Annotated in this window: 29 protein-coding genes; 13 read left to right on the forward strand and 16 right to left on the reverse strand. The window is 55.0% G+C overall.

The window, feature by feature from the left end:
* Positions 1-37: 37 nt before the first annotated feature.
* From ACX1CU_RS15990 to ACX1CU_RS16005, 4 genes are all read right to left on the reverse strand, one after another.
* A complete protein-coding gene (locus ACX1CU_RS15990; RefSeq protein ID WP_459399256.1) occupies positions 38-667 on the reverse strand; it encodes a LysE family translocator in 630 nt (209 codons plus the stop codon).
* 249 nt (positions 668-916) lie between these two features.
* The gene (dinG, locus tag ACX1CU_RS15995) at positions 917-3,118 is read right to left on the reverse strand and encodes an ATP-dependent DNA helicase DinG (protein ID WP_459399257.1); all 2,202 of its coding nucleotides are present in this window, start codon (positions 3,116-3,118) and stop codon (positions 917-919) included.
* A gap of 957 nt (positions 3,119-4,075) precedes the next feature.
* Complete coding sequence (locus tag ACX1CU_RS16000) at positions 4,076-4,561, reverse strand: TspO/MBR family protein (protein WP_459399258.1); 486 nt, start codon at positions 4,559-4,561, stop codon at positions 4,076-4,078.
* 348 nt (positions 4,562-4,909) lie between these two features.
* Positions 4,910-5,401, reverse strand: a complete 492-nt coding sequence (locus ACX1CU_RS16005; RefSeq protein ID WP_459399259.1) for a YjjA family protein — start codon at positions 5,399-5,401, stop codon at positions 4,910-4,912.
* A 369-nt stretch (positions 5,402-5,770) separates the two neighbouring features.
* Between ACX1CU_RS16005 and ompC the strand changes: the two genes are divergently transcribed.
* A complete protein-coding gene (gene ompC, locus ACX1CU_RS16010) occupies positions 5,771-6,871 on the forward strand; it encodes a porin OmpC (protein ID WP_459399260.1) in 1,101 nt (366 codons plus the stop codon).
* Positions 6,872-6,936: 65 nt separating this feature from the next.
* Here ompC and ACX1CU_RS16015 read toward each other — a convergent pair whose 3' ends face one another.
* From ACX1CU_RS16015 to ACX1CU_RS16035, 5 genes are all read right to left on the reverse strand, one after another.
* Positions 6,937-7,422, reverse strand: coding sequence for a GNAT family N-acetyltransferase (locus ACX1CU_RS16015; RefSeq protein WP_459399261.1), 486 nt, complete (start codon positions 7,420-7,422; stop codon positions 6,937-6,939).
* A gap of 16 nt (positions 7,423-7,438) precedes the next feature.
* Positions 7,439-7,957: a GNAT family N-acetyltransferase gene (locus ACX1CU_RS16020; RefSeq protein WP_459399262.1), complete on the reverse strand. Its 519-nt coding sequence runs from the start codon at positions 7,955-7,957 to the stop codon at positions 7,439-7,441.
* Positions 7,958-8,017: 60 nt separating this feature from the next.
* Positions 8,018-8,329 carry an AzlD domain-containing protein gene (locus ACX1CU_RS16025; RefSeq protein ID WP_459399263.1) on the reverse strand — a complete coding sequence of 104 codons (312 nt, stop codon included), beginning with the start codon at positions 8,327-8,329 and terminating at the stop codon, positions 8,018-8,020.
* Positions 8,326-9,036 (reverse strand): AzlC family ABC transporter permease, encoded by a 711-nt coding sequence (locus tag ACX1CU_RS16030; RefSeq protein WP_459399264.1) that lies wholly within the window; start codon positions 9,034-9,036, stop codon positions 8,326-8,328. The genes ACX1CU_RS16025 and ACX1CU_RS16030 overlap by 4 nt, the downstream gene beginning before the upstream one ends.
* Before the next feature lie 108 nt (positions 9,037-9,144).
* Complete coding sequence (locus ACX1CU_RS16035; protein ID WP_459399265.1) at positions 9,145-10,602, reverse strand: MFS transporter; 1,458 nt, start codon at positions 10,600-10,602, stop codon at positions 9,145-9,147.
* A 103-nt stretch (positions 10,603-10,705) separates the two neighbouring features.
* Between ACX1CU_RS16035 and ACX1CU_RS16040 the strand changes: the two genes are divergently transcribed.
* From ACX1CU_RS16040 to ACX1CU_RS16095, 12 genes are all read left to right on the forward strand, one after another.
* Entirely contained in the window at positions 10,706-11,359 is a 654-nt protein-coding gene (locus ACX1CU_RS16040) for a helix-turn-helix transcriptional regulator (protein ID WP_459399266.1), read from the forward strand.
* 115 nt (positions 11,360-11,474) lie between these two features.
* Positions 11,475-12,254 (forward strand): MerR family transcriptional regulator, encoded by a 780-nt coding sequence (locus tag ACX1CU_RS16045; RefSeq protein WP_459399267.1) that lies wholly within the window; start codon positions 11,475-11,477, stop codon positions 12,252-12,254.
* Entirely contained in the window at positions 12,241-12,675 is a 435-nt protein-coding gene (locus ACX1CU_RS16050) for a nuclear transport factor 2 family protein (RefSeq protein WP_459399268.1), read from the forward strand. Before ACX1CU_RS16045 ends, ACX1CU_RS16050 begins: the two co-directional genes overlap by 14 nt.
* Positions 12,672-13,388 carry an SDR family NAD(P)-dependent oxidoreductase gene (locus ACX1CU_RS16055; RefSeq protein ID WP_459399269.1) on the forward strand — a complete coding sequence of 239 codons (717 nt, stop codon included), beginning with the start codon at positions 12,672-12,674 and terminating at the stop codon, positions 13,386-13,388. Before ACX1CU_RS16050 ends, ACX1CU_RS16055 begins: the two co-directional genes overlap by 4 nt.
* A 4-nt stretch (positions 13,389-13,392) precedes the next feature.
* Positions 13,393-14,661: an NAD(P)/FAD-dependent oxidoreductase gene (locus ACX1CU_RS16060; protein WP_459399270.1), complete on the forward strand. Its 1,269-nt coding sequence runs from the start codon at positions 13,393-13,395 to the stop codon at positions 14,659-14,661.
* Complete coding sequence (locus tag ACX1CU_RS16065) at positions 14,658-15,383, forward strand: DUF1365 domain-containing protein (RefSeq protein WP_459399271.1); 726 nt, start codon at positions 14,658-14,660, stop codon at positions 15,381-15,383. Before ACX1CU_RS16060 ends, ACX1CU_RS16065 begins: the two co-directional genes overlap by 4 nt.
* Positions 15,380-16,609, forward strand: a complete 1,230-nt coding sequence (locus tag ACX1CU_RS16070) for a class I SAM-dependent methyltransferase (protein ID WP_459399272.1) — start codon at positions 15,380-15,382, stop codon at positions 16,607-16,609. The genes ACX1CU_RS16065 and ACX1CU_RS16070 overlap by 4 nt, the downstream gene beginning before the upstream one ends.
* On the forward strand, positions 16,606-17,097 hold the full coding sequence (locus ACX1CU_RS16075; protein ID WP_459399273.1) for a DUF2878 domain-containing protein: 492 nt from the start codon (positions 16,606-16,608) through the stop codon (positions 17,095-17,097). The genes ACX1CU_RS16070 and ACX1CU_RS16075 overlap by 4 nt, the downstream gene beginning before the upstream one ends.
* Complete coding sequence (locus ACX1CU_RS16080; protein WP_459399274.1) at positions 17,094-17,609, forward strand: hypothetical protein; 516 nt, start codon at positions 17,094-17,096, stop codon at positions 17,607-17,609. Before ACX1CU_RS16075 ends, ACX1CU_RS16080 begins: the two co-directional genes overlap by 4 nt.
* Positions 17,609-18,130, forward strand: a complete 522-nt coding sequence (locus ACX1CU_RS16085) for a DUF3833 domain-containing protein (RefSeq protein ID WP_459399275.1) — start codon at positions 17,609-17,611, stop codon at positions 18,128-18,130. Before ACX1CU_RS16080 ends, ACX1CU_RS16085 begins: the two co-directional genes overlap by 1 nt.
* Before the next feature lie 169 nt (positions 18,131-18,299).
* On the forward strand, positions 18,300-19,229 hold the full coding sequence (gene yedA / locus ACX1CU_RS16090) for a drug/metabolite exporter YedA (RefSeq protein ID WP_459399276.1): 930 nt from the start codon (positions 18,300-18,302) through the stop codon (positions 19,227-19,229).
* A 75-nt stretch (positions 19,230-19,304) separates the two neighbouring features.
* Positions 19,305-19,481 carry a hypothetical protein gene (locus tag ACX1CU_RS16095; RefSeq protein WP_459399277.1) on the forward strand — a complete coding sequence of 59 codons (177 nt, stop codon included), beginning with the start codon at positions 19,305-19,307 and terminating at the stop codon, positions 19,479-19,481.
* Positions 19,482-19,489: 8 nt separating this feature from the next.
* On the opposite strand, the gene ACX1CU_RS16100 is transcribed toward ACX1CU_RS16095, so the two are convergent.
* From ACX1CU_RS16100 to ACX1CU_RS16130, 7 genes are all read right to left on the reverse strand, one after another.
* Complete coding sequence (locus tag ACX1CU_RS16100) at positions 19,490-20,272, reverse strand: phosphate/phosphite/phosphonate ABC transporter substrate-binding protein (RefSeq protein WP_459399278.1); 783 nt, start codon at positions 20,270-20,272, stop codon at positions 19,490-19,492.
* 5 nt (positions 20,273-20,277) lie between these two features.
* Complete coding sequence (locus tag ACX1CU_RS16105) at positions 20,278-21,030, reverse strand: ABC transporter permease (RefSeq protein ID WP_459399279.1); 753 nt, start codon at positions 21,028-21,030, stop codon at positions 20,278-20,280.
* Positions 21,027-21,962 (reverse strand): ABC transporter ATP-binding protein, encoded by a 936-nt coding sequence (locus ACX1CU_RS16110; protein ID WP_459399280.1) that lies wholly within the window; start codon positions 21,960-21,962, stop codon positions 21,027-21,029. Before ACX1CU_RS16110 ends, ACX1CU_RS16105 begins: the two co-directional genes overlap by 4 nt.
* Complete coding sequence (locus ACX1CU_RS16115; RefSeq protein WP_459399281.1) at positions 21,962-23,110, reverse strand: ABC transporter permease; 1,149 nt, start codon at positions 23,108-23,110, stop codon at positions 21,962-21,964. Before ACX1CU_RS16115 ends, ACX1CU_RS16110 begins: the two co-directional genes overlap by 1 nt.
* Positions 23,111-23,172: 62 nt before the next feature.
* On the reverse strand, positions 23,173-24,096 hold the full coding sequence (osmF, locus tag ACX1CU_RS16120) for a glycine betaine ABC transporter substrate-binding protein OsmF (protein ID WP_459399282.1): 924 nt from the start codon (positions 24,094-24,096) through the stop codon (positions 23,173-23,175).
* 29 nt (positions 24,097-24,125) lie between these two features.
* Positions 24,126-25,181, reverse strand: a complete 1,056-nt coding sequence (locus ACX1CU_RS16125; RefSeq protein WP_459399283.1) for a fatty acid desaturase — start codon at positions 25,179-25,181, stop codon at positions 24,126-24,128.
* Between the two features lie 303 nt (positions 25,182-25,484).
* Positions 25,485-26,393, reverse strand: a complete 909-nt coding sequence (locus tag ACX1CU_RS16130) for a LysR substrate-binding domain-containing protein (protein ID WP_459399284.1) — start codon at positions 26,391-26,393, stop codon at positions 25,485-25,487.
* Positions 26,394-26,497 lie beyond the last annotated feature (104 nt).

The following is a 26,497-nucleotide window of genomic DNA, read 5'->3' on the forward strand; positions in this document are numbered from 1 at the left end:
GTGGCGCTGAATCAATCCACTTTTACCTACAAAACGATTATTTGCGGCTATCAAAAATCAGCTTGCAGGCCAGCCCGACAAAAACGCTGCCCAACAGATAATTTGGCCAGCGGGCGCTGAATCGCTGGCCAGCAAAGCGGCTTTTCATCCTGCTTACCGCCACGATCACCGCTCCGTTGACTACCAAACCCATCAGGTTAAGAAGAGTTGCCAGAACCAGCATCTGAACCACCACCGAACCCGCCCGTGGATCGATAAACTGCGGAAACAGCGCCAGCACAAACAGCGCCATTTTAGGATTGAGGATATTGGTCAGTAGCCCTTGCTGGAAGATCCGGCTTGCTGGAATGGCCTGTAACCCAGTGGATAGCTGCAAGTTACTGCCCGAACGCAGCGTTTTCCATGCCAAATACAGCAGATAGGCCGCCCCCAACAAACGTAGCGCATCATAGGCCAACGGCACGGCAACAAACAATTGCGAAAGACCCAGCGCCGCCGCCAACGCATGGCAATAAGTCCCCAACTGAATACCCGCCAGCGATGCAAAACCGGCCTGCCGCCCTTGGCTGAGGCTGCGAGAAGCGATCAGCAGCATATCCGGGCCAGGAGTCACCGTCAGCGCCAAACAGGCGCCCGTAAACAATAGCAATGTGGGAGCGTCAATCATATTTTACCTTGGCAGATGATATAGCTTGAAAACGAAAGTCCAATATTAACCGGGCTATGTTTTTTTACCAAAGCCCCAAAGCGGCTTATTTCTACGACTCAACTGACGGCTTATCATATTTAAGCCGCCGCGCACGCCCATCCCCCAGAAGGTTCATCCCAGCAGCGGCCAGCAGAATTATTGCCGCTCCGGCAAACTGCAGCATTACCAAGTGGTGACCAAACGCCAGCCGATCCACCCCCGATCTAATCAACGCGCGCGGCGGCGGGCGAACGGGTTTTTGCCCTTTTTCTCTTTTTTCGCTGCGCTGGCGGCGGACTTCAGCGCCGCCAGATGCGCCTTATCGGCCTCCGGCACGTTGCGCTGTTCGATCGGAAATACCGGCAGCGCCGCCAGCAGCCGCGAACCGTAGCTTTTGGTCAGCAGGCGACGATCGTAAATCACGATTTCCCCGTGACATTCATTGCTGCGAATTAATCGCCCCACCTGTTGGATCAGATTGAACGACGCGCTCGGCAGGCTTTGTACTTCAAATGGATAGCGGTTAAGCGATTTAAGCCATTCCCCTTCGGTCAGGATTACCGGGCTGTCGATCGGCGGGAAAGCGATCTTGTGAATATGTACCTGAGTCAGCAGTTCCCCTTTCAGATCCAACCCCTCAGCAAACGACTGCAACCCTACCAGCACGCTGGCGGTACCTTTTTCCACCCGTTTGCGATGCTCCTCCACCAGCCGATAACGAGGTTGATCGCCCTGCACGAGTAGCATCAGGCGCAGGTCGGTCACGTAGCTCAAGAAGGTCTGCATGGCCCGGTGGCTGCTGAACAGGATCAGCATCCCTTTATGCTTGCCGCTGGCCTGCTCTCCACGGAAAAAACGCGCCATCTCTTCCAAATGCTCGGCCTCGTTGGCCATCGCCGGTTCAAAGCGCATTTTGGGAATAACGATCTTACCTTGTTCAACATGGTTAAACGGCGAATCCAGAGTTTCGAAGCGATCGCCCGCCTTCTCACTCAGCCCGCTCATCTCTTGCAGGCGCGCAAAGCTGTTGAGCGATCGCAAAGTGGCAGAGGTGATCACCACGTGCGGTACTTTGCGCCACAGCAGTTTTTCCAACTGATCGCTGACGCGGATGCCCACGCAGTGCAGATAAAGATGCGTGACGTTATCGCGTAACTCACGCGCCACCCACTTGGAGATTGGCGCGTTGGAGGATTTATCCAACGCCGCCAGCCGCCACAGCTTGCTCATTGCCTCCAGATAGCCCAGCGTGCGGCTCATCTGGATGATCGAACGGTGCAAACGCACGATATCGTGCTTGCCGGTTTGCTCGGTGAGATCGTTAAGGATAAATTCGGCCAGGCCACGCAGCCCGTCGGTGAGTTTAAACAGGCGCGCGCAGATCTCGACCATCTCGGCAGGCAGTTCACCCATTTCGAAACGGTGCTCGGCATTACTGCTGTCGGGCGGTAAATAAGCGTTAGCCTGGTGCTCAAAAATCTGGATTAACTCGCGCAATTCTTCGCAGTGGTTTTTCAAGCGTTCACTGTTCGCCAGCCCTGGCGGATTTTTGGGTCGGTACTGCGTCATGCACTGTTCCACCTGGCGCACGATCATATCGAGCTGTAGGTTGGTCCACAGCGCGGTGATCTCCCCTTCCATCTCCAGCGCATCCCGCGCGACTTCCGGCAGATGATGGCCTTCGTCCAGCACCAGCAGCAGCTCTTTCGGGTTCGGCAGCACCGACTCGGTTTCCAGCGCCGCCATCACCAGGGCATGGTTAGCCACCACCACATCGGCAGTTTCGATTTCTTTACGCGCAATATAAAACGGGCATTCGCGGATGTAATGGCAGTTGCGGCCCAGGCAGTTGGCCTTGTCAGTACTCAGTTTGACCCACAGCGGATCGTCGATCGATAACTGATAATGATCGCGCAAGCCATCCCATTCATGGCGGCTGAGCGCTTTCGACAACTTCTGGCACAGCGCCTGCTCTTCACCATTGGACGGTGCCAGCTCATTCTCATCCAGATACAGCATCAGATCGCCCTGCTCAGCCACGTCGGTGCTCATCGCCGCAAGATTGCGCGGGCAAACATAGCGCCCACGGCCAAATGCGCCGGTGAATTTCAGATCCGGGATGATCTTTTTCAGCAGCGGCAAATCTTTACTGTAGATCTGATCCTGCAGCGCCACGTTGGCGGTGCTGACCACCAGCGGTTTGCTCTCTGCACGGCCAACGGCAATGCCTGGAATCAGGTACGAGAGCGTTTTACCCACGCCGGTCGGGGCTTCGATCGCCAGATGGCGTTGATAATCACCGGCAAGGGTTTTCGCTACTTCGGCAATCATCTGCCGCTGTGGGGCACGGGAAATAAAGTCCGGTATTTGTTGTTGCAGGGCTTTGTACCATTGGCCGATCTGATCTTTAACTGCGGAGGAGAGCGCCATTCAACTCTTATCTAAACGAAATGATGAAGCTATTGTCCCACAGACTGCCAGCTGCGTCAGCCCAAGTTACGGCAGGTTTGCCAACAATGCGCAGCGCCCCGCACTAAATGAACCCTCTGGAGGGTTTAGCTGCATGCGCTGAACACTGTGTTCAGCTTAGCTATAAATGATAAAAGCCCCGACCATTGCAGTCAGGGCTTTTAGGGTACTACAGATTTAAGTTTTAACATTAATCAACTTACTGACTTCGTACTACTTTCGATACTACTTAAAATGCACTCGTTTATCACAGATAATATTGGGCACTAAGAAACTAACTACATCCTCCCATATACTGGCTGATTGATACAATTCCTACTCACCACAGAACGGTAACTAAAGAAAGAGTAGGTTAAACTGGCACATTCCCCATCGCGATATAAAACTTTTGATGCATAGCCTTACTTTCGTTGCGATATTTTTACAACATCTCTTTAACAAATCGCAACATCAACAAACCATAAAAACATAGCCTTACATCATCGCGTTATCGTACACACCCTGCGATTGTCGATACTGACTCCATGGCCTTAGAACATTATTGAGTGAGTAGGTTAATTATACTCAGCTGCAATTATCCCATACAAAAAATGTTTCGTGGCCTTTATCGCAAAAACACTAAATAAATTATTGGAACACGTATTAAAAACTCTTTATATAAACAGCGAACCATTAATGTGCCGCCGTTGAACGTTAATCTACGTTCTTTTCTATGTATGTCAATACTGTTTTTAAGAACATGTTTTTATTATCAGCATTGTTGAGTTCAAATAAGCTGAATATCAAGCCCATGTAAATAGCGCCACCTCCTCCGGTGATCCGCAAGTGGGCAGGATGTCTTTCTTTTTAAAAGGAATTATTCGGCAAGCGCTCGCTCCATGCCCCAGACCCGAGATAATTCCCAAAGTGGAAACATTTTTAATTGAGCCAGTAAATTGCTGCATTCAAGATCGTGGCGAATCCAACCCATACCGCATAAGGAATAAACAACCATGAGGCTATTTTGTCGTGCTTTTGCGCCTGAATAATAAAAAGCAACACCGTAACCAGCAGTAACATGATAATAATCAGTGCCTTATCAGGCTGATGCTCCAGAAAAAACACGGGGGACCACAGCCAGTTCAGTGCCATTTGCATCGCCCATAAAAGCATTGCGAGACTCTTGGATGCAAGCCGCCAGATCCGCCAGCCAGCAACCGCAATCATCATATCGAGTAACGTCCAAACGGGCGCAAATATGGCATTAGGCGGGTTAAAGGAGGGTTTCACCAGATTGGCATACCAGACATCGGGGCCGATTAAAACGCCAAGCACCGATCCCATGCCGACCACTGCAACAAGAAAATAAATCAGTACGAGCAGCTCGGTCGAACGTTTTCTAGTGTCTTTTACTGCATGCGTCATATCATCAGTCCGTGTTGAATGTGGAGAATATACAAAAGGCTGTGTGATATATCACGCCTTTAGAGGCTGAATTCGATGGCTCGATATATCAAGCATAGTACGGCTTTCGATCAGAGCCTGGGCATACAGGTGAATTTTTCAGACGCTGACGAACGTTATGTGTCCGCTCATGCCAGAGTTGCATTATGTTGATACGCGCAATGCTAGGGATAATGGGTAAAACGTCGTTCAGGATCGCGGGCAACAGCCTATCACCCCCAAGTTAAAACTGCTTTAACCCGGAGGCAATGACTATCACACTGATAACACCTTGGCAGCGAAACCGAACGTTGGCACGCACCGAGTGGATTAGGAAATAAAGGATTTGCCCTGTTTGAGCACGAGATCGCAGGCTTTCTGCTTCACTTTCTCGGTGATTTCCGAGGTACCCAGGCTGTTCAGATCCAGTTTATTGCCGTCACCGGTATTCAACAAACCGCCAAGGCCTTGCTGATAATCCTCACTCTTGGCGTTAGCCGTGCTGGTGATGCCCAGTTTACCAAGCAACGTATCCTTTACGGTTTCGGTGCCGCTCTCAGAAAGGAGGTTGTTTTTCACGCAGTATTGCAAGATCCCTGCCGCATTGGTCATGCTACCGGCGCTCAGCGCTTTATCCCCTCCGTTAAGCAACCCGGTCAGTGAAGACAAGGATATGCCCTCACTGTTAGCACTGCCCCCAGACTTGCCCAGTTGGCTGGCGGCACTGTTGAGGGTATCCATCAACCCGGCCGCCTGAGCGGTATTTGCAGCCATCACGGTGGTCATGGCTAGCGCCAGCAATAAACGATTTGTCGTGCTCATAACGGAAAAACTCCTGTATATCTGCAAAATAGCAGCGTCAATTGCCTGAATCATAGCGTTGGATGCTACGTATTCTGACAAGTTCCTTTCATTCAGGCAGCACGATGTTTTTCGGATTTCAGCGTAAGATCGGCTGGTGAAACACCAAAAACAGGATGCTGACTGAGCAACCCAGAACACCTCTTATCCGATGAAAAAAACACCGCCCGACGCGTTATTTCCCCCCTGCCATACAGATATAAATAATCTGTCATAAATAGATCACACAACTACGGTAAAAATGCTGCGTTGCGAATGATCAAGCAGCACATTAAAGCCGTAACACAACTGATGATAAGCGTCTTTCAATCATATAAAGCAGGGAAAACCATGAAACCTAATCTTCTTGCCGTTATTATTCCGGCACTTTTAATTGCTCAGGCCGCACAGGCAGCAGAAATCTACAATAAAGACGGCAATAAGCTTGATTTTTATGGTCGTGTAAAAGCACTGCATTATTTTTCTGATGATACCGGTAGCGACGGTGATAAAACTTACGTCCGTATCGGTTTTAAAGGTGCAACACAAATTAACGATCTGCTGACAGGTTACGGCCAGTGGGAATATCAGATTGCGGCCAACCACAGCGAAGCTGATGGCACAAGAGACACCAGAACCCGCCTCGGTTTTGCCGGTCTGAAAATGAAAGATTTTGGCTCGTTTGATTATGGCCGTAACTACGGCGTTATTTATGATGTCGGCTCATTTACCGACGTGCTGCCGGAGTTTGGCGCAGACTCGTTTATCAAGACCGACAACTTTATGACCGGCCGAACCACCGGCGTTGCTACCTACCGTAACAACAACTTCTTTGGCATGGTCGATGACCTGAAATTTGCCCTGCAATATCAGGGGAAAAACGAGAATGATCGCAGTGACAACCTCAGCAAAACCAACGGCGATGGCTTCGGTCTGTCCTCCAGCTATCAAATCATTGATGGCCTGACTTTTGCTGCCGCTTATGCGGCCTCTAACCGAACCGAAGGCCAGAAGTTGAGCAGTTACGGCAAGGGTGAAAAGGCTGAAATCTGGGCTACCGGTTTGAAGTACGATGCCAACAGCGTCTATCTGGCGGCCAACTATGCCGAGACTCATAACCTGACGGCCATTTCAGGCACCGCGACTATTAATAATGCCGCCAGCAAAGTGAGTGGTTTTGCCAATAAAACCCAGAACGTGGAAATGGTTGCCCAATATCAATTTGATTTTGGCCTGCGCCCGTCACTGGCTTACGTACAGTCCAAAGCTAAAGATATTGAAAATATCGGCGATACCGATCTGGTAAAATATTTTGATGTCGGGAGCTATTACTACTTCAATAAAAACATGTCCACCTATGTGGATTATAAAATCAATCGACTCAATAGCGATAATAAGCTGGGGCTGAAAACGGATAATGTGATTGCCGTAGCTCTGACTTATCAGTTTTAATCCCTAACCACCACTGCAAATTCTCTTATTGAATTATTTCACCGGGCTGCTGCGCCCGGTTTTTTTCATGACAGTGTTTTCTGCCAGAACAGAGCACTCCCCGCCGCTTCCTGTAATTGATAACCGGCAAAACCAAATTTGCGGTAGCTGGCTTGCGCCACAGTATTCCCCTCCAGCACTTCCAACGTGATCTTACAGCAGCCACGCTGGCGCGCCTCAGCCTCTACCGCCGCCAGCAGATGCTGGCTGATGCCCAAACCACGGAACGCAGAGGAAACCGCCATATCGTGAATATTCAGCAACGGTTGGCAACTGAAGGTGGAAAAACCTTCAAAACAGTTGGCCAACCCGGCTCCGTTACCATCAACCAGCGCCAGCAGCGTCAGAGCAAACGGCCGTTTTGCCAGCTCCGCCACCAGATGGGTACGGGCATAGTCACTCAGCGGCTCCGCGCCCCCCATAGGGTCACGAGCATAGTGATCCAGCAATTCGACAATTAACTCTGCGTGCTGCGGGTTAGCGTAATCGGCCCTGATCACTTCAATGTTCATTCCCTGTCCTTAAATATCACAGCAATTTATACATATAGCTGGTCGATTCCAGTGACGCGCCGTTGCTGGCGCGGGCGTAGTGCGGGATCATGCCAGCCAGTTGGTACCCCAGCGAGCGATACATCCCTTCAGCCGTATCACCGCTCAGGGTATCAAGCACCAACAGCTGCCGCTGATGGGCAATCGCCAAGCGCTCAGCCTGCTGCATTAACTGGCGGGCAATCCCTTTACGCCGAGCATACGGATGCACCATCAATTTAGCGATCTCTGCCCGGTGGTGGCCATTATCCGGCATATCCAACAACAGTTGGACAGTGCCGACCACCCGGCCTGCTTCGCACGCCACCAGCATCACCCGATCGCCACACTCGATCGCTGGCAGCAGACGCAACCAGAAAGCGGCCGCCTGCTCAAGGCTGAAGGGTTGTACAAAGCCAATGCTGGCTCCCTGTAAGACGCTGGCATGTAATATCTCGGCCAATTCAGGAATGGCGATTTGCGCTGCGTTAGCATCCAGTTGCTGTATCTCAATCATGTTTATGGCCTACAGATCACAAGGGTGTAATGGGCTGGCTCAGGGCCAGATGCATAGAATTTAGAACAAAGCACGTAACAGAGTAAACATCAGCATACTCAACACCACTACTGCCAGCATATTACGCAGGAAGAAAGCCAGAACAACTGCGAACACCGCGGCCCACAGATAAGGGTTCTCTGGCAACGCCCGCCATTCATCACCGTTGAAAGCAATGATCGGCCCGCAGATAGCCGTCAACACCGCAGGTACAGAAAAACTCAGCAGAGTTCTCATGCGTTGCGATAAACGCACTGGCAGGCTCGGCGCTAAAAAGCAATAACGGTTGAAAAAGACGATCACGCCCATCAGCACAATGGTCAGCCAAATCATGCCTGCCCCCTGCTGCACAGCAGCCCAACCACCATGGCCGCCACGGTAGTGATAATCAACGCTCCCGGCACCTGATAATGGTGCAGGCCGATCGACAGCACCAGCGCCGTCAGCACGCAGGCGAGCACCGGCAGGTTACGGATCATCGGCACCACAATGGCAATAAAGGTGGCAGCGATCGAGAAATCAAGCCCGTAGCTGTCGAGATTGCTGACGCTACTGGCAGCAACCACCCCCAGCAGCGTGGCAAAGAACCAGCACAGATAAAACGCCAGCCCGGCTCCCAACGCATACCAGCGGTTAAAGCGCGCTGGGCCCTGATTACCGGTCAGGGCAAACAGTTCATCGGTCAGCAGAAAAGCCAGCACGACACGCCATCTCAATGGCAGCGGAGCAATGCATTCGCGCAGGCGTAACCCATATAAGAAATGCTGGGCGGTAACAAAAAAGGTGGAAACCAGGATCGCCAGCAAACCGGCTCCGCTCTTGATCATTCCCATAGCGACCAACTGTGATGCCCCGGCAAAAACAATCGCCGACATCCCCAGCCCCTCGGCCCCCGTCATGCCACTCTGGATGGCCATTGAGCCCGCCAGGATCCCCCAGGGCAACACCGCCAGGCATAACGGCAAGATCGCCACCGCCCCCTGCAACGCCGGGCGCAAACGCAGCATTGGCGGCTCTGCGAGAGTTGATTGATAAGTCATTATTCTGTTCTCCTTCATTCGAAGAAACAGAATAACGCAGGAAAGGCCATGAGTATTGCATCTGCTTGCGTATTTATTTCAATATAAATCGCCAAGCCTCACGCCATCCTAGCACTCGCTGGAATTAGGCGTTTGTACGGCATGGTCTACCTCATTTTCGGGTACCGGCATCGCGGCACTGCGCCAGGCACTGTAGATCGCCAGTAATGGCGCCACAGCAAACAACAGGAACAGCCAATAGGCTGCAGAAGCCGCACCAGTAGTCCCTCCTGGTGAGTTAAATCCTGCAATATTAGTGACCATACCCGCCAATGCCGCACCCAACGCCGTGGCAAACAGCTGCACGGTGGTGATCGAGGCTCCGGCGATATCTCTGTCTGCCTGAGGCGCTGCCTGCAAAATGCGAGTCAACAGGTGCGGCCAACCCAGACCGATACCAAAACCTACCAGCGTCAGGGCCAGCACAATCGGCCACAATGCCAGCCAATGACCATCAGAGAGTATTGGCATGAGCATCGCCAGCACCAGCAACCCGAGCAGGACGAATATCGGCCCGCTGACGATCGCCCGCCGTATCCCCACACCGCGCCAGCCAGAGCTGAGGATTTCTGCTAACGTCCAGCCTGCTGCCATCGTCGCAGCAATGTAGCCAGAAATCAGTGGTGATTGACCATGCAAAGTTTGCAGGAAATAAGGGACAAAAATCTCGCTGGTCATACCGATAACCAGCAATGATAACGTGGCATACAAAGAGGAAAGTGCCGAACCCCGGCGTAGCGCTCCATAGGGTAACAGGCGCGCACTGGAATATTTTTCACGGCGCATCAACCACACCATCAACAGCAAAGCCAAGACAATACCGCCCATATTGACCCAGCTACTCTCTGCCAGACTGCCTGCCGAAACCACCAACACGGCTGCTGTCAGCAGTAAAAGCTGCATCAAGGGTAACGGGGCAGCAACCTGCTGCTGCGGTTTGCTTTTCGGCAGAACAAAGAAAGTAAAGGCGGCATACAGCGCCATGATCGGCAACAGAATACCGAACGCCCAACGCCAGGCATCCAATTGCGCGAAAATCCCACCGACCGCAGGCCCCACCAGCGTGGCGATCCCCCACATGGCAGAGATCAACGCCATGGCGCGTGGCCAGAGTTTCTGTTCAAACACCAGATTAACCATCGCGTATGACAAGGCGAAAATAAGCCCACCCCCAAAGCCCTGTATCGTACGCCCAATCAGCATCACGGGCATTGAAGGGGCCAACGCACACAGCATGGCACCAACGATGAAAAACAGTGATGCTACCAGATAGGCACTACGCGCCCCGTTGTGGCTCAGCAAACGTGCCGACAGCGCTGATCCTAATATTGAAGCCACTACAAATAGTGTGGTATTCCAAGCATAGAGATCTAACCCACCGATATCCTTTACTACGGAGGGTAGAATGGTGGTTGCTACCAGAATATTGATCGCATGCAGCGCAACACCAAGTGACAGAGCAAAGGTAATAGCGGTATTTTTGCCGCGAAACAGATCGCTCCACTGGCTTTTATCGTCGGATATCATCGTTATCGTCCTGTTTTCAGAGGAATGACATTGAGTTAGCAGCGTGATTGCGTTAAATTTAACAAGGAATATCTTGGAATAAGTAAGACCGAGGTGAGGTGATATGTCAAGAATTAACTTGGAAAATGGCGAATGCACAGCCCATTCGGTCAGTGACCGTTTGCTGAAGCTATTGAAAACCTGCGGCCCACAGCAGGCTTCGGAAGCCGGGAAAGTGCTTGGCACTACCGGCGAGGCCGCTCGTCAGCAGTTCGTTAAACTGGCGAAAGATGGGTTAGTTGAAGCGAAAGCCGAGACGCGTGGCGTTGGCCGCCCGGTGCAGCTCTGGTATCTCACCCCGGCAGGCAATGCCCACTTTCCTGATGCTCATGCCGAACTGACGGCCCAACTGCTGCGCACCGTACGCAACAAGCTGGGGGAACAGGCACTAGACTTATTGATCGACAGCCGCGAACAGGAAACCCGCAGCAATTATCAACAGGCGATGGCCGGGGCTAGCGATTTACGTGAGCGCGTTTCACGCCTGGCGACCATTCGCTGCCACGAAGGCTATATGGCCGAATGGAGCGAGTTGCAAGACGGTACCTTTCTGCTGGTGGAAAACCACTGCCCCATTTGCACCGCCGCCCGGGTTTGCCAAGCGTTCTGCAGGGCAGAGCTGAATGTGTTCACCGAGGTGCTGCAAGCGCAGGTTGAGCGTTCCGAACATATTCTAGCGGGTGCACGCCGCTGCGCTTACCGGATTTTACCGCAGTAACCCTGCTTCTGTCGTTTCTTGCTTTGATAAAGTTGTACAAGTTTTATTTTCTTGTACAACTTTGCATTAAGCCGCTATGGTTAATGTAGTGAGTGTTCCAAGCAGGGAAAATGAAATGGCGTTATACACGATTGGCGAAGTTGCACAACTTTGCGGCATTAATCCGGTCACGCTGCGCGCCTGGCAGCGGCGCTATGGACTGCTGAAACCACAACGCACCGAAGGCGGCCATCGCCAGTTCAACGAAGAAGATGTGGCCCGTATCCACAATATCCTCCGTTGGATCGAGCGCGGCGTACCGGTCAGCCAAATCAAACCTTTGCTGGACGGCTCCGCAGTACCCGACCACAGCACTAACTGGGCAACGCTGCAACGAGAGCTACTGGCCCTGTTGCAGATCCCTTCACCCTCCAAACTGCGTAGCCGCATCTTTGAGCTAGGGCGCGAGTATCCTCCCCAAGCCCTGATCGAAAATGTTCTGCGGCCATTGCGCTCGCAGCTCAAAAATCACCACGAACTGTTGCACATGCTGCACAGCCTGCTGGATGGCGTGATCATTGAGTACGCCGCCTTTTGCATGGTCGGAGCACGTAAAAAACCCGGTGTGAACGCGTTACTGCTGAGTTGGGGAAACACCGATCGCACCGAACTGTGGATGGTCGCCATCCTACTGGTCAAAAACAATATGCGCGTTGATATCCTGCCGGATCCCTTGGAACACCCGCAACTGACGATGCTCAAAGCCGAACGCTACTTTATTTATACCGAAGGCGTACTCAATACCGCCAAACGGCGGCAACTGGCCGCCTGGCGTGAAGCCGGGCTGGATATCACGCTGATCGACAACAACGCTTTGCTAACCATTCCCATGGAGCAGCACCATGAGCACCCCTGAGGCACTGTTGGCGCGGTTTTCACGCTTCTATACCCGGCTGGATAAGGGCCAACTGGTCGATCTGCCCGAGGTTTATCACCGCGACATCCGTTTTATCGATCCGGTTGGTGAACATCTGGGGCTAAAGGCGTTGGATGCCTATTTTCGCCATTCGCTCAGCAATCTGAACTATTGCTGCTTTAACATCACCGATATTCAGCACAATGAACAACAGGCCTACGTGTGCTGGCATATGACCTATGCCCACCCACGTCTGCGCCGTGGCAGCGTCCTCACCCTGGAAGGCGTCAGCCAACTGCACTTTGCCGAACAGCGCATCGTGTTTCAACGTGACTACTATGATATGGGTGCCATGCTTTATGAACACATACCGCTGCTCGGCCAAGCCGTGCTCAGCATCAAGAAGAGGTTGCAATCATGAAACGCGTGCTGATCACCGGCGCCAGTTCGGGTATTGGGCAGCAATTAGCGCTCGACTATGCCGCCGAGGGTTGGCAGGTAATTGCCTGCGGGCGCGATGCTGCCCGGCTTGAAGCGCTCAGCGTACAAAACCCCAACATCGTCTCGCGTCGTTTCGACATTACCGATCTGGCGGCCACCCGAGAAGCACTGGCGCAGTGCCCGGCCGAGTTAGTGATCCTGTGCGCCGGAACCTGTGAATATCTGGATAACGGTGTGGTGGAGGCGGAAAAGATGGCCCGCGTGCTCAGTACCAACCTGCTGGGGCCGGTCAATTGTCTGGATGCCCTGCTGCCGCAGCTGGCAGCCGGTGCGCGGGTTGCACTAGTGGGTTCAACCGCCAGTCTGATCCCCCTGCCGCGCGCCGAAGCCTATGGAGCCTCAAAAGCCGCCCTGGCCTATTTTGCCCGCAGCCTGGCCGTAGACTTAACGAAACGCGGTATCGGTATTTCGCTGGTGCTACCCGGTTTTGTCGCTACGCCGCTCACCGATCGCAACGATTTTGCCATGCCGATGATCATCACGCCCCAGCAGGCTTCCGGCTATATCCGCCGTGGCCTGGAAAAAGGGGCTGCCGAAATCGCCTTTCCCCCGCTGTTCGCCGCGCTATTACGGCTGGCAGCCTTACTACCACAGGCCGTGCAACGCTGGCTCGCCACGCGCATGGTGAGGTAACTTAATGAAAATCGCCATTATTGGCAGCGGAATTTCCGGCCTGACCTGTGCCTGGAAACTGGCCCCTGAACATCAGGTGACGCTGTTTGAAGCCAACGATTACCCTGGTGGCCACACCGCTACCGTGGACGTCACGCTGGAAGGCCGCAGCTACGCCATCGATACCGGGTTTATTGTCTACAACGAACGCACCTACCCGCAATTTATTGCGCTGCTGGCAGAGTTAGGCATCAGCGGCCAGCCGACGGAAATGAGCTTCTCGGTCACCCATCCCCACAGCGGGCTGGAATACAACGGCCATACGCTCAATACGCTGTTCGCCCAGCGCCGTAACCTGTTTAACCTACGTTTTTATCGCCTGCTTGCAGAGATTGTGCGCTTTAATCGCCAATGTAAAAAACGCCTGGCCGCTGGCGGCGTCGGCAGCGAAACGCTGGACGACTTCCTGCAACAGGCTGGGTTTACCGACTATTTTGCCCAACACTACTTACTACCGATGGGGGCCGCGATCTGGTCCTCTTCCATGGCGGACATGCGTCAGTTCCCGTTAGCGCTGTTCCTGCGCTTTTTCGATCACCACGGCCTGTTGGATATCGCCAATCGCCCGCAGTGGTTTGTGGTGCCCGGCGGTTCACGCGAGTATGTGCGCCGCATGTTGGCAGCACTGGCGGGCCACCTGACTCTGCATCTGAATACGCCGGTTCAGCGGGTGGAACGCCAGCCGCATCAGGTAGTGATCCACAGCGCCCAAGGTGAACAGCATTTCGATCAGGTGATCTTTGCCTGCCATGCCGATCAGGCATTGCAATTGCTGGCCGATGCCAGCCCGCTGGAACAACGCGTTCTGACTCAGTTGCCCTATCAGGCCAATGAAGTGATCTTGCATACCGATGTGCGCCTGTTGCCGCGCCAGCGCCGTGCCTGGGCCAGTTGGAACTATCTGCTGCCCGCCAACAGCGAGCATGCAGAAACCCAGAGGGCTAGCGTGACCTACAACATGAATATCCTGCAAGGCCTCAACGCGCCGCACACCTTCTGCGTGACCCTCAACCCGCAACAGCCGATTGATCCCAAGCTGATCCTGCGCAGCTTCAGCTACCACCATCCGGTATTCAATCAGGCCAGCGCGCTGGCACAACAGCAACGCACGCTGATAAACGGGCAGCAAAACACTTGGTTCTGCGGAGCTTACTGGTACAACGGTTTTCATGAGGATGGCGTACGCAGCGCGCTAGACGTCACGCAGGCGCTGTTGCAGGTGAAAGCCGCATGAACAGCGCCCTGTACGTCGGCCATGTGCGCCACCGCCGCTTCAGCCCGGTGCTGCACAGCTTTGACTATCGCCTGTTTATGCCGCTTATCGATCTCGACGAACTGGCGCAACTGCCTGCTCTCGGCATTGCGCTGGAACGCTTTGCTCCGGCGTCGTTTTATCGCCGCGACTATCTGGGCGGCGGCGATATCAAAACCAAGGCGCAGAAGCGGATTGCCGAACTGACCGGCGAAAAGCTGAACGGCCGCGTTATGCTGCTGTGCCAGCTGCGCTATTTGGGTTGTTACTTCAACCCGGTTAACTTTTATTACCTGTATAACGCTGACGGCGAACTGCGCTGGCTGCTGGCCGAGGTGCGCAATACCCCGTGGAATGAGCGTCATACCTACGCGGTGAAGCCAGACGGCACGCTGCCGGTGGACAAAATCTTTCACGTTTCGCCGTTCAACCCGATGGACATGACCTACCGCTGGCGGCTCTCCCCCCCTGCGCAGCGGCTGCGTGTGCATATCGAAAATCACCGAGCCAGCCGCGAGTTCGACGCCACCCTACTGCTTTACCGGCAACCGTTGACGCGCGCCACCCTGCGCCAGCAGCTGTGGCGCTTGCCGTTGATGACGGTGAAAACTGCCGCTGCCATTTACTGGCAGGCACTAAAATTATGGCTAAAACGCGCCCCCATCTACCCTCACCCCGCCTCTGGCGGCAAGGACAAACCATGAGTTCACCGGAATACTCCCTGAGCAGCAACACGGCTATTTCCGGCCGCAGTAAAGGCGCACGCCGCATTATTTTTACCTTATTGCAGCAGTTGCAGGGCGGCGGCCTGTTGTTGCGTGAATCCGGCGTTGGTGAAATCCAGTTTGGTGATGCCAACGCACCGCTACAGGCGGAAGTCGAAGTGTATGACCTGCGCGTTTACCGGCGGATGCTGCTGGGCGGCAGCATCGCCGCAGGGGAGTGCTATATCGACGGTGACTGGAGCAGCCCCGATCTCACCAGTCTACTACAGCTGTTGGCCAGCAATATGCAGGTAGTAGATAAGCTGGAAGCGCGTTTGAGCTGGCTGACCGCCCCGTGGCACGGTCTGGTGCATCTGCTACGCAGCAATAGCCGCCGCCAGGCGCGGCGCAACATCGCGGCGCACTACGATCTGGGCAACGATTTTTATCAACAGTTTCTTGATCGCGACATGCTGTATTCCAGCGCGTTATACCGCGAAGCCGAAATGACGCTGGAACAGGCACAGCAGGCCAAAATGCGCCGCCTGTGTGAACAGTTGGATCTGCAACCGGAAGATCATCTGCTGGAGATCGGCACCGGTTGGGGGGCGCTGGCAGAATTTGCCGCCCGCGAGTACGGCTGCCGGGTCACCACGACCACCATCTCACAGGCGCAGTACGATTATGCCTGCCAGCGCATCGAGCAAGCCGGGCTGAAAGATCGCGTCACCTTGCTGTTTGAGGATTACCGCCAGCTCACCGGCCAGTATGACAAGCTGGTGTCGGTCGAAATGATCGAAGCGGTGGGCAAACGCTTTTTGCCGCTGTTTGTGAAGCGCTGCCAGCAGTTGCTGAAACCCAAAGGCAAAATGGTGTTGCAGGCGATCACCATTACCGATCAACGCTACCAGCAATACAGCCGCAGCGTGGATTTTATCCAGCGTTACGTGTTCCCTGGCGGCTTTTTGCCTTCCGTCACCGCGTTATGCGAAACCCTGACGCGCCACAGCGATCTGGTGATGTGCGATCTGCACGACATTGGCCGCGACTACGCACGCACGCTGCAAGAGTGGCGGCAGCGCTTTGAACACCACTGGCCTTCACTGCACAGCCAAGGGTTTGATGAACGTTTTCAGCGGCTGTGGCGTTTTTACCTGTGCTACTGCGAAGCAGGTTTCCTGGCGCGCACCATCAGCACGGTACAGCTTAGCGCGGAACGCCGATGAAATTAGGTGCAGGATTCTGGCTGACCAGCCTGGGCTTCAATGCCTACTGGACGCTGGCCATCCTCTGGCGCGAGCGCGGGCTTCCTTTGCTGTTGGTCGGTGCAGCGCTGGCGCTGGCCTTCACCCCAGCCTGGCGGCGCAAATGGGTGCTGCTGGCGGCGCTGCTTGGCATTGTCATGGATGCCCTGTGGTGCTACCTCGGCCTATTCGAATTTACCGGCCAAACCGGCGTGCCGCTGTGGATGTGTGCATTGTGGCTCACGTTCGCTTGCTGGTGGTCTTGGTTGCTGAGCCGGATCAGGCTGAGGCTGCCAATATTGGTGCTGTTAGGCGCAGTTAGCGGCCCACTGGCTTACACGATCGGTTGGAAGCTCAACGCGATGACACCGCTGATGGCACCGGAAATGATGATCCTCACCCTGGCCTGCGGTTGGGCAATTTATCTGCCCGCCATCAGTTGGCTAATGTTACTTAGGAGAGCACCATGAAGATACTGTTGACCCTGCTGTTTTGCCTGAGCAGCCTGGCGGCACAGGCCAGCGACTGGGCCGCGTGGCCGACGGTAGGTAGCGCCACGCTGCGCTGGGGGCCGTTTGACATCTATTTTTCGGTATTACGCACGCCAGACGGGCGTTATCAGGCAGGCAACTGGCCGCAGGCGCTAAGCATTAATTATCAGCGTAGTATCAGCACCGATGAACTGGTCAAAGCCACGCAAGAACAGTGGCAGGCAATGAAAATAACGGTGCCAGCTGCGCAGCAGCAGCGCTGGCTCAGCCAGATGAGTGCCATCTGGCCCTCGGTGCAACCCGGTAGCCAGCTCACCTTTGTCGGCGACCATGACGGAGGCCGCTTCTATTATCGCCCACAACCGGACCACCCGGTCCAACCGATCGGCGAGCGCTTCGACGGTGCTTTCCGCGACGCTTTTCTCGCAATATGGCTGTCACCCGCTACCCAATACCCCAACTTACGGCAACAACTGACCGGAGATTCGTAATGAAAATCAAACATCTGCTACTGGCGTTGCTGTTTTTGCTGGCAGGATGCAGCACAGAGATCAGTGACTATCAGCACGATAAGCCTACTTTCGACCTGTTCGGCTACTTCAGCGGCGAAACTCGCGCCTGGGGCATGGTGCAGGATTATCAGAACAAACAAATCCGCCGCTTTGAAGTGGTGATCCAGGGTGATGTCGTCGGCAATACCCTGACGTTGAACGAAAAGTTCGTGTATGACGATGGCGAACGTCAAACCCGCGTCTGGCGCATCATCAGAAATGAGGATGGCAGCTATCAGGGTACGGCTGGCGATATCATCGGCGTCGCGCAGGGTAATACCGCGGGCAACGCCTTCAACTGGCGCTACGATATGGACGTGAAAACCGAGAATGGCACGGTGAAATTGCACTTTGACGACTGGCTGTTTCGCCAGGATGAAAAGCGTCTGTTTAACGTGACATCGTTGCGCAAGTTTGGGCTAGAAGTCGCTAAAGTGACGCTATTTTTTGAAAAACAATAGTCACTCCCGGCCCTCTCCTACCGGGAGAGGGCTGCCTTATGTGGCATGACTCCCCAATAACGCCCCTTTCCCCACTCCTGCCGCAGGCACAAAAATGCATTGCTTATCCTCCCCACGTTAGGGTTTACTGAGTGCCCTAATAAATCACCCCCTACCGAATATAGAACCCATGCTGAGCCAAAAAAACCGTCATCTCCTGCCATTAATTGGAGCGCTGTTCACGCTGTATATTGTCTGGGGATCGACCTATTTTGCCATTCGTGTTGGGGTTGAAAGCTGGCCACCGCTGATGATGGCGGGTATCCGCTTTCTGGTGGCGGGCATTATCCTGTTCAGTTTCCTGGTGCTGCGCGGCCACGCTTTACCATCGCTAAAACAGTGGATTGCCGCCGGTACCATCGGCATCCTGTTGTTAGCGGTCGGCAACGGCTTGGTCACGGTGGCAGAACATCAGAACGTGCCCTCCGGCATTGCCGCCGTGATGGTAGCAACGGTGCCACTGTTTACCCTGTGTTTCAGCATGTTATGGGGAATGCGCAATACCAGGCTGGAGTGGACCGGCATCGCGCTCGGCCTGGTGGGCATCGTGCTGCTCAATACCGGCAACAACCTGGTGGGCAACCCGACCGGCGCACTGTTGATCCTGCTGGCCTCGGCCAGTTGGGCCTTTGGCTCGGTGCTCAGCTCGCGTATTTCTCTTCCTGCCGGGCCAATGGCCGGTGCGGCAGAAATGCTGGTAGCAGGAGTGGTGCTGATGGTTGCCAGCCAACTGAGCGGCGAACATCTTGATAGCATGCCCAGCCTCAGCAGCTTTCTGGCCCTCGGTTATTTGATCGTATTCGGCTCAATGCTGGCGATCAGCGCCTATATGTTCCTGCTGAAAAATGTGCGCCCGGCCGTGGCGACCAGTTACGCCTATGTGAACCCGGTGGTAGCGGTATTGCTTGGCGTCGGCTTTGCCGGTGAGACGCTGGCTGCGCGTGAATGGTTGGCTCTGGTGGTGATCGTCTCTGCGGTGGTATTGGTCACGCTGGGCAAGTACCTGTTCACCCGCTCGGCCAAAGTGCAGCGCGTTGAGGCAGCGAAAACGCCCGAGTAAGATAAACGATGATTGTTTCACCCGAGGAAGGGGCTATAATTCTCGCTGTTCTGACTCACCTGCGAAATATAACTCATGCTGAAAAAAGCGTTCGTCATCATCATCGCCCTGTGCGCCTTTGGTTCTCTGGGCGGCGTATTCCTGGCCGGGCTGAATATCTATACCCGGTCCACTACCCCACTTGAAGCAACCCCGGTCTCCAGCGAAGCACCCACCAGCACTGCTCCGGCAGCCACTCTTCAGAGCAAATGACGGTGCTGCTATAGCGCCGTCACGCCCAGCGCTGCCGCCTGCTGTCGGTGTTCAGTGATGACCTGATAGGCCTCACGCGGCACCAGGCTGAAATCACCAATCAACAGGCTTTCACTGGCCGGATCGCTGACCATCGCGCTGGCCGCCGCGCGCAGCAGCGCGAGTTGCTGTGGCGTTGTGCTAGCTGAGGTAATCAGCGGCAATCCTGGCACCGCCGCGGTGCGGCCAATAATCTTCAGCCCGGCCACCGCCTGCGGCCGTGCGCGTTTGAGCAAGGCAAAGCTGACGCAATCGATCGCCGCAATATCCACCTGCCCGCTGTGGATCATCTTTATTGATTCATAATGAGCACCGGAAGCGATCGCCTGCCGGAAGAACCGCCCTTGCCGCGCCAACGGCGCAATCAGCGCCAGCAGGCTGTTGTAACCGGACTGCGAATCTAGGCTGTTATAGGCCGCAACCCGGTCACGGAAATCCTCCAGCCGTTCCCCCGGCTCGTTATCTCGCGCTACCAGCCAACTGCTGTAATTCGCCCCGCTGCACCCTTCCACGCGATAATGGTAGGTGCCTACCAGTTGCACCTGCGGCAGCATCGCCACCAACGGATAACCGCAGGTCTGGCTCAGCAACAGATCCGGGCTCTGCCAGTGTGCCAACAGATCCTGCGGCCAGCTCAATGCCTGCGGCACCTCGGCCATCCCAAGCTGCTGCAATGTATCACGCAACGCCAGCCAGAAGGGCTCAACCTGTTGATGATTGACGCCATACATGGGCAAAGAGACTGTCAGCATTTTAGTTACCCCGCAGAAGATGACACCGCACGCCAAGTGGTCAGGTAGCGCACCCAGCGTTCGAACAGCATGTCGGTGATGATCGCCAATAGCGCCACCACCACCGCCCCTTGGATCACATAAGCCGTATTGAAACCGCTCAGCCCGATGATGATTGGCGAGCCCAGCGTTTTGGTGCCCACAGTAGAAGCGATCGCCGCCGTGCCGATATTGATGATCACCGAAGTTCGAATGCCCGCCACAATCACCGGTGCCGCCAGCGGCAGCTCAACGCGCCACAGGATCTGCCAGCGGCTCATGCCCACCCCCTGCGCCACCTCGCGCGTGGCGGCTGGTACCGACTCGATCCCGGTCAGCGTTCCTTGCAGGATCGGCAACAGGCCGTACAGCACCAAGGCAATGATCGCTGGTTGTTCGCTAAAGCCCATCACCGGCACCGCAATCGCCAGCACCGCCACCGGCGGAAAGGTCTGGCCGACGGCCACTACCGTTTCCACCAGCGAGCGGAACTCACGCCCAGCCTCGCGCGTCACGGCGATTCCGGCGGTGACGCCAATCAGCACAGCGATAAAACTCGATACTGCCACCAGCAGCAAATGCGCCTCGACCAGTGAGAAAAAGCTGTCCTGCTGATACACCGGCCTGTCCAGCTCGGGGAACCAGGCAGCAAACAGCCAGTGCAGATGGTTCATGCCAAACACCAGCGCCAGCAACAGGGCAAAGGTCCACGGCAGCGGATCGCGCCACACACCTTTCATGACAGTGCCTTTTGCGCGATCAGATCGCTGAAATGCAGCACGCCAAGCGCTTCACCCTGCTCGCCAATCACCGGCAGGCGTTCGCTGCCACGGGCAACAAATACCGACAGCGCATCGCGCAGGCTCATCGCCGCCTGAATCGGTTCCCCTTCGACGCTGCCTGGGCGCATCCGTTCGGCGACCGTTCCCAACGCCAATAGCTTGATGCCGCGATCGCTGCGGCCAAAAAAGTCTCGCACAAAATTATTCACCGGCTCGGTCAGCAGCGCCAACGGCGTGCCCTGTTGCACCACCCGCCCCTGATCGAGCAACACAATGCGGTTCGCCAACCCCAGCGCCTCGTCAATATCGTGGGTCACCAGCACAATGGTGCGGCCAGAAAGCTGATGAATCCGCGCAATTTCATTTTGCAAAGTCAGCCGGGTAACCGGATCGAGCGCGCCAAAGGGCTCATCCATCAGCAAGACCTCAGGATCGGCGGCTAACGCACGCGCCACGCCAACCCGCTGCTGCTGCCCGCCAGAAAGCTGATGCGGATAACGGCGGCGAAAACGTTCCGGCTCTAGATTCAGCAGTTCCATCAGTTCAGTAACCCGATCGCGAATGCGCGCCCGTGGCCACTTCAAGAGCTGCGGCACGGTGGCGATATTCTCTTCCACCGTCCAGTGCGGGAACAGGCCGATCGACTGAATGGCATAGCCCATGCGGCGGCGCAGATCCTGCGGTTTGAATTTATGGATCTCTTCACCGGCGAAATAGATTTTGCCTTCGTCATGTTCAATCAGCCGATTGATCATCTTTAACGTGGTGGACTTGCCGGAGCCGGAGGTACCGATCAGCACGGTAAACTCCCCCTCGGCGATATTCAGCGACAGGTCATCAACCGCCGGTTTACCCTGAAAAATCTTGCTTACCCGATCAAAGCGAATCATCAGCGTGTCACTTCCAGCAGTGAAATTATGAATTTGAACAGCGAGTCCAGGATCACCGCCATGGCGATCACCGGCAGTACCCCGAGCAGCACCAGATCCAGCGCGCTGCTAAGCAACCCTTGAAATACGATGGCACCAAAACCACCGGCACCGATCAGTGCGGCCACCACCGCCATACCTACGGTTTGTACCGCCAAAATACGCACGCCGGTGAGGAACAGCGGCAGTGCCAAAGGGAGTTGCACGCAGAAAAAAATCTGCCCACGTGTCATCCCCATCCCGCTGGCCGATTCGATCACGCTGGCGGGAACGCTTTGTAAACCCGCCACCACGCTGCGCACCAGCGGCAACAGGGCATACAGCACCAGCGCGACAATCGCCGGGGCCAGGCCGATACCGCTGATCCCCAGCCACGGCAGCGCCGCCGCCAACCCGGCCAGCGGGGCAATCAGCAGGCCGAACAGCGCGATAGAAGGCACGGTCTGAATGATATTCAGCGTAGAGAAAATCGGCGTTTGCCAGCGTTCAGAGCGAAAGCACAACACGCCCAGCGGCACGCCGATCAGCAATGCTGGCACCATGGTGGCCAGCAAAATGGTCAGATGCTGCAACAGCGCCGCGTCAAACACCTCCTGCCGGTTGTGGTACTCCTTAAGCAGCGAAAGCTGATCCAACTGGCCGCTGAACAGCAGCAATAGCGCAGGCAGCATCACCAACAGATTGCCCAGCATGCGCCACAGATGCGAGGGGGTAATTCGCGTCATGGCATCGGCGGCAATCAACCCGCAGAGCGCCGCCATCAGCCAGTAGCCACTGCCCCACGACGTGCGCGCCAGCGGTGAGCCCTGCTGTGCCAACTGTTGCGCCGCATGGCCACTCAGCCAAAAGATCAGCGCCAGCAATGCGCTGGCCGTTAACGCCGTCAGCAACGCATAGCGCCGCACCGGGGCCAACAGGCTGAGAGCGGCCAGTACCAATAGCGGTAACAGCAGCCACAGCGCCGGGCCGTGTAACAGCGATATCAGGGAAAGACTTTTGCCAGACAGCAGGCGATTGGGAGCATAACTGAGAAACGGCAGGCTAAAGGCCGCCAGCAGCAGCATGATAAATAAGGTCAGTAGTACGCGGTTTTTTAAAGCAATAATCAAAGCGACTCCCCGCTCCATTACCCGTAGGGCCGTTTTAACGGCCCAGTTCCTGAAAGATAAGGCTACTTAATCAGCCCTTTCTCTTTAAGGTAGTTTACCGCTACCTGTTTGGCATCCTGCCCTTCCACGGCGATCTGCGCATTCAGTTTTTGCAGCGTTGGGCCATCTAGCGTAGCGAAAACTGGCTTCAACAACTCGGCAATATTGGCATGCTCTTTCAACGTGGCTTCGCGGATAATTGGGGCTGGTGCGTAGATAGGCTGCACACCCTTTGGATCTTGCAGGGTTTGCAGCCCCAAAGCCGCCACCGGGCCATCGGTGCCATACGCCATCGCCGCATTCACTCCTGAGGTCTGCTCTGCCGCCGCCTTGATGGTCACCGCCGTATCGCCACCGGCCAGCGACAGCAACTGATCCTGATTGAGCTTAAAGCCATAGGCGCTCTGGAAAGCCGGTAAGGCATCCGGGCGTTCAATAAACTCTGCCGACGCAGCCAGTTTGAATTTACCGCCGCTGTTGATCCACTGGCTGAGATCCGCCAGGGTTTTCAAATGATGCGCCTCCGCCACGTCCTGACGGACAGCAATGGTCCAAGTATTGTTCGCCGGTGCGGCATCCAGCCAGACGATATGATTTTTGTCGTAATCAAGCTTTTTCACCTTCTCAAATCCGGCGTTGGCCTGTTTCCACGCCGGATCTTTTTCGTCTGAAAAGAAGAAAGCCCCATTGCCGGTATATTCCGGATAAATATCAATTTCGCCGGCGGTGATCGCCCCGCGCAGCACCTTGGTAGTGCCCAGTTGCAGTTTATTGGTGGTTTTGATGCCGTTAGCTTCCAGCACCTGCACGATAATGTTGCCGAGCAACGATCCTTCGGTATCGATCTTGGAGCCAACGCGCACCGTATCCGCCGCCTGCGCGGCACCCGCCGTCAGCATGGTCAGCGCCAAAGCCAGAAAACGTCCACGTAATGAGCTAATCGCCATGCCTGTTCCTCTTCAATTAAACTTTCCGGCTATTTCGCCGGATCGGTTGGAAAATCCTGAGCAGTACCGGCCCAGCGCGCAAGCGATAGGGTTGGCCAGCCGTTCTGCACACCCTCTGCCAAATTCTTAGCGGCAAACGGATGCACCTCAACGGCAATCGGCGTAAAAGCATTTTCAGTCAACCATACGCCGTATCCTGCTACCACAAACCCCTGGCTGCGCTGGCGGTAAGCCTCTTGCTCCGCCAGATACACTTTGCGCAATCCGTACCACGGCAAGCCGGGTAAATCATGGTGCACTAAATGATAGTTCAGATTGAGGAACAGCAAGCGCCATGGCCAAGATGCTTCATTAATAACAGAACGTGCCTGCGGGGCTTCTACGGCTCGATGTTCAAAAAACGATCTGACCTTCGTCAGACCCAGCGCCGGATAACTCACCACCAGCAGATAAAAACCGGCAGAAAGGCCGTGCGCTTGCAGCCAGAACAACATCGGTACCAGCAGCGCGCCATGCACCAGCCACATCGCTAGTGTACGCACATTCCCCGCCAGAATGGCTCTCAGCGCGTTGATCAGCGTAGATGCAATATCCAATGCCGGGCCAAGCACTATCCGCCCAATCAGTGTATTACGTACCTTGGTCAATAGCGGCAACCATATGGGCCAACGCTGCCACTGTGCCTGGCTGAAGTAGTAACTTTCCGGATCCTCTTCCGGCAAGGTTAAATGTTGATCGCGATGATGTTTTAGATGGGAATCGCGATACAACCCGTAAGGATACCACACCGCCAGCGGCAGCAGGCCAAGCAGATGATTCAGGCGCGGCCAGCGCGTCGGATGGCCGTGGATCAGCTCATGCTGTAGCGACATATAACCAGCGGTGGCGACGATCAGCAGCGGCGTGCCCAGCCAGGGGCCGAGCAGTGGCCAGTAATGCACCACGCCGAACCAACTGCCATACACCAGCGCGATGATGCCCCAGGTTGGCAATTCCAGCCGCCAAGACCATTGCCGGGCAAGCTGTTGGATCCAGGCGCGCTGTACGCCGTGCAGATAAACACTGTGTGAGTGATTTGAAGACATTTTCCGGCTCGCAGTGAGAGATTTCCCTCAGTATCTGCGAACCGGTTCGACGGGCAAAATAACCAAAGTGGCAAAGCAAAGTTAAAATTTAGCGAGCTGTCCTAATGTTTGTCAGTTAAGGCTAACCAGTTCCCTCTCCTTTGGGGAAGGTTAGGGTGAAGGGAATATCACTGAACTAAAGCCCCTCACCCCGGCCCTCTCCCGCAGGGAGAGGGAGGCCACACCTTTAGCACCTGCTGCATAATGATGCAGATTTGTGCTTAACTGACTGGCATTAGCGAGCTGTCCCCATTATTTTCTGCCTTATAGGCCCGAATAAATGGAGCCAGCCTCGACATAGGCCTGCAAACGCTCTCGCCACCAGGCTGCCGCCAAGCCGGTCGCGCTTTCGCGCCAGCCAAAATACGCGGTATCACTGTAACGTTCTGCCTCAACATTTTTCACTACCAGTTGGCCCGTTTTCAGGTAAGGCTCCGCCAGATAACGCGGCAGATAGCCACAGCCCAACCCGGCCAGTTGCGCCTGCAACTTGGCTTCAAAGCTGAATACCGTCAGTTGATCCTGCTCATCAAGCACGTGCAGATTTTGCGGCGTATTAACACACGAAGTGTCATGTACCACTACCGCGCGATGCTGGCGGATAGTCGTTTTCAATAACGGTTCCGGCATCGTCGCCAGCGGATGGTTCGGGGCGACGACAAAAATATATTCCAAACGCCCCAGCGGGCTGAAAGAGAAACCCGCGCGGGAAGGCGGCTCGCAGATCGCACCAATAATGATATCGGCACAGCCGTAAACCAGCGCCTCCCAGGAACCAGCCAGCACCTCATGACTAAAACGCAGCCGGGTGTGATGATGATGACGGTAAAACTCGTCGATCAGCGGCAATAGACGTTCAAAGGGAAACGACGCATCCACGGCCAGGGTGAGATCACTCTCCCAACCGCTTTCCACATAGCGCGCCTGTTGCTCCAGATCTTGCGCGGCGCGCAGCAATATCCGCCCCTTCTCCAGCATCAGCTTGCCGGTATCGGTGAATTTTGCCCGGTGCCCAGAACGATCGAGCAACGTGATATCCAGATCGCTCTCCAGTTTCTGCACCATATAGCTCAGGGCAGACGGCGTTTTAAACAGCGCAGCCGCCGCTGCGGCAAATGAACCGTGACGCTCCAAAGCGTCCAGGATCAGCAATGCGTCCAGGTTTATTCTCACTTCGTTCCCCTGCGTATAAAAAAACTTAACAAGAAGACAAAAATTCTACGCTATCTTTGAAAACGGCATCTACCTACCATGCATTTCACTGATACAGCCTGTCG

The sequence above is a fragment of the Serratia sp. D1N4 genome (genome assembly GCF_054552755.1).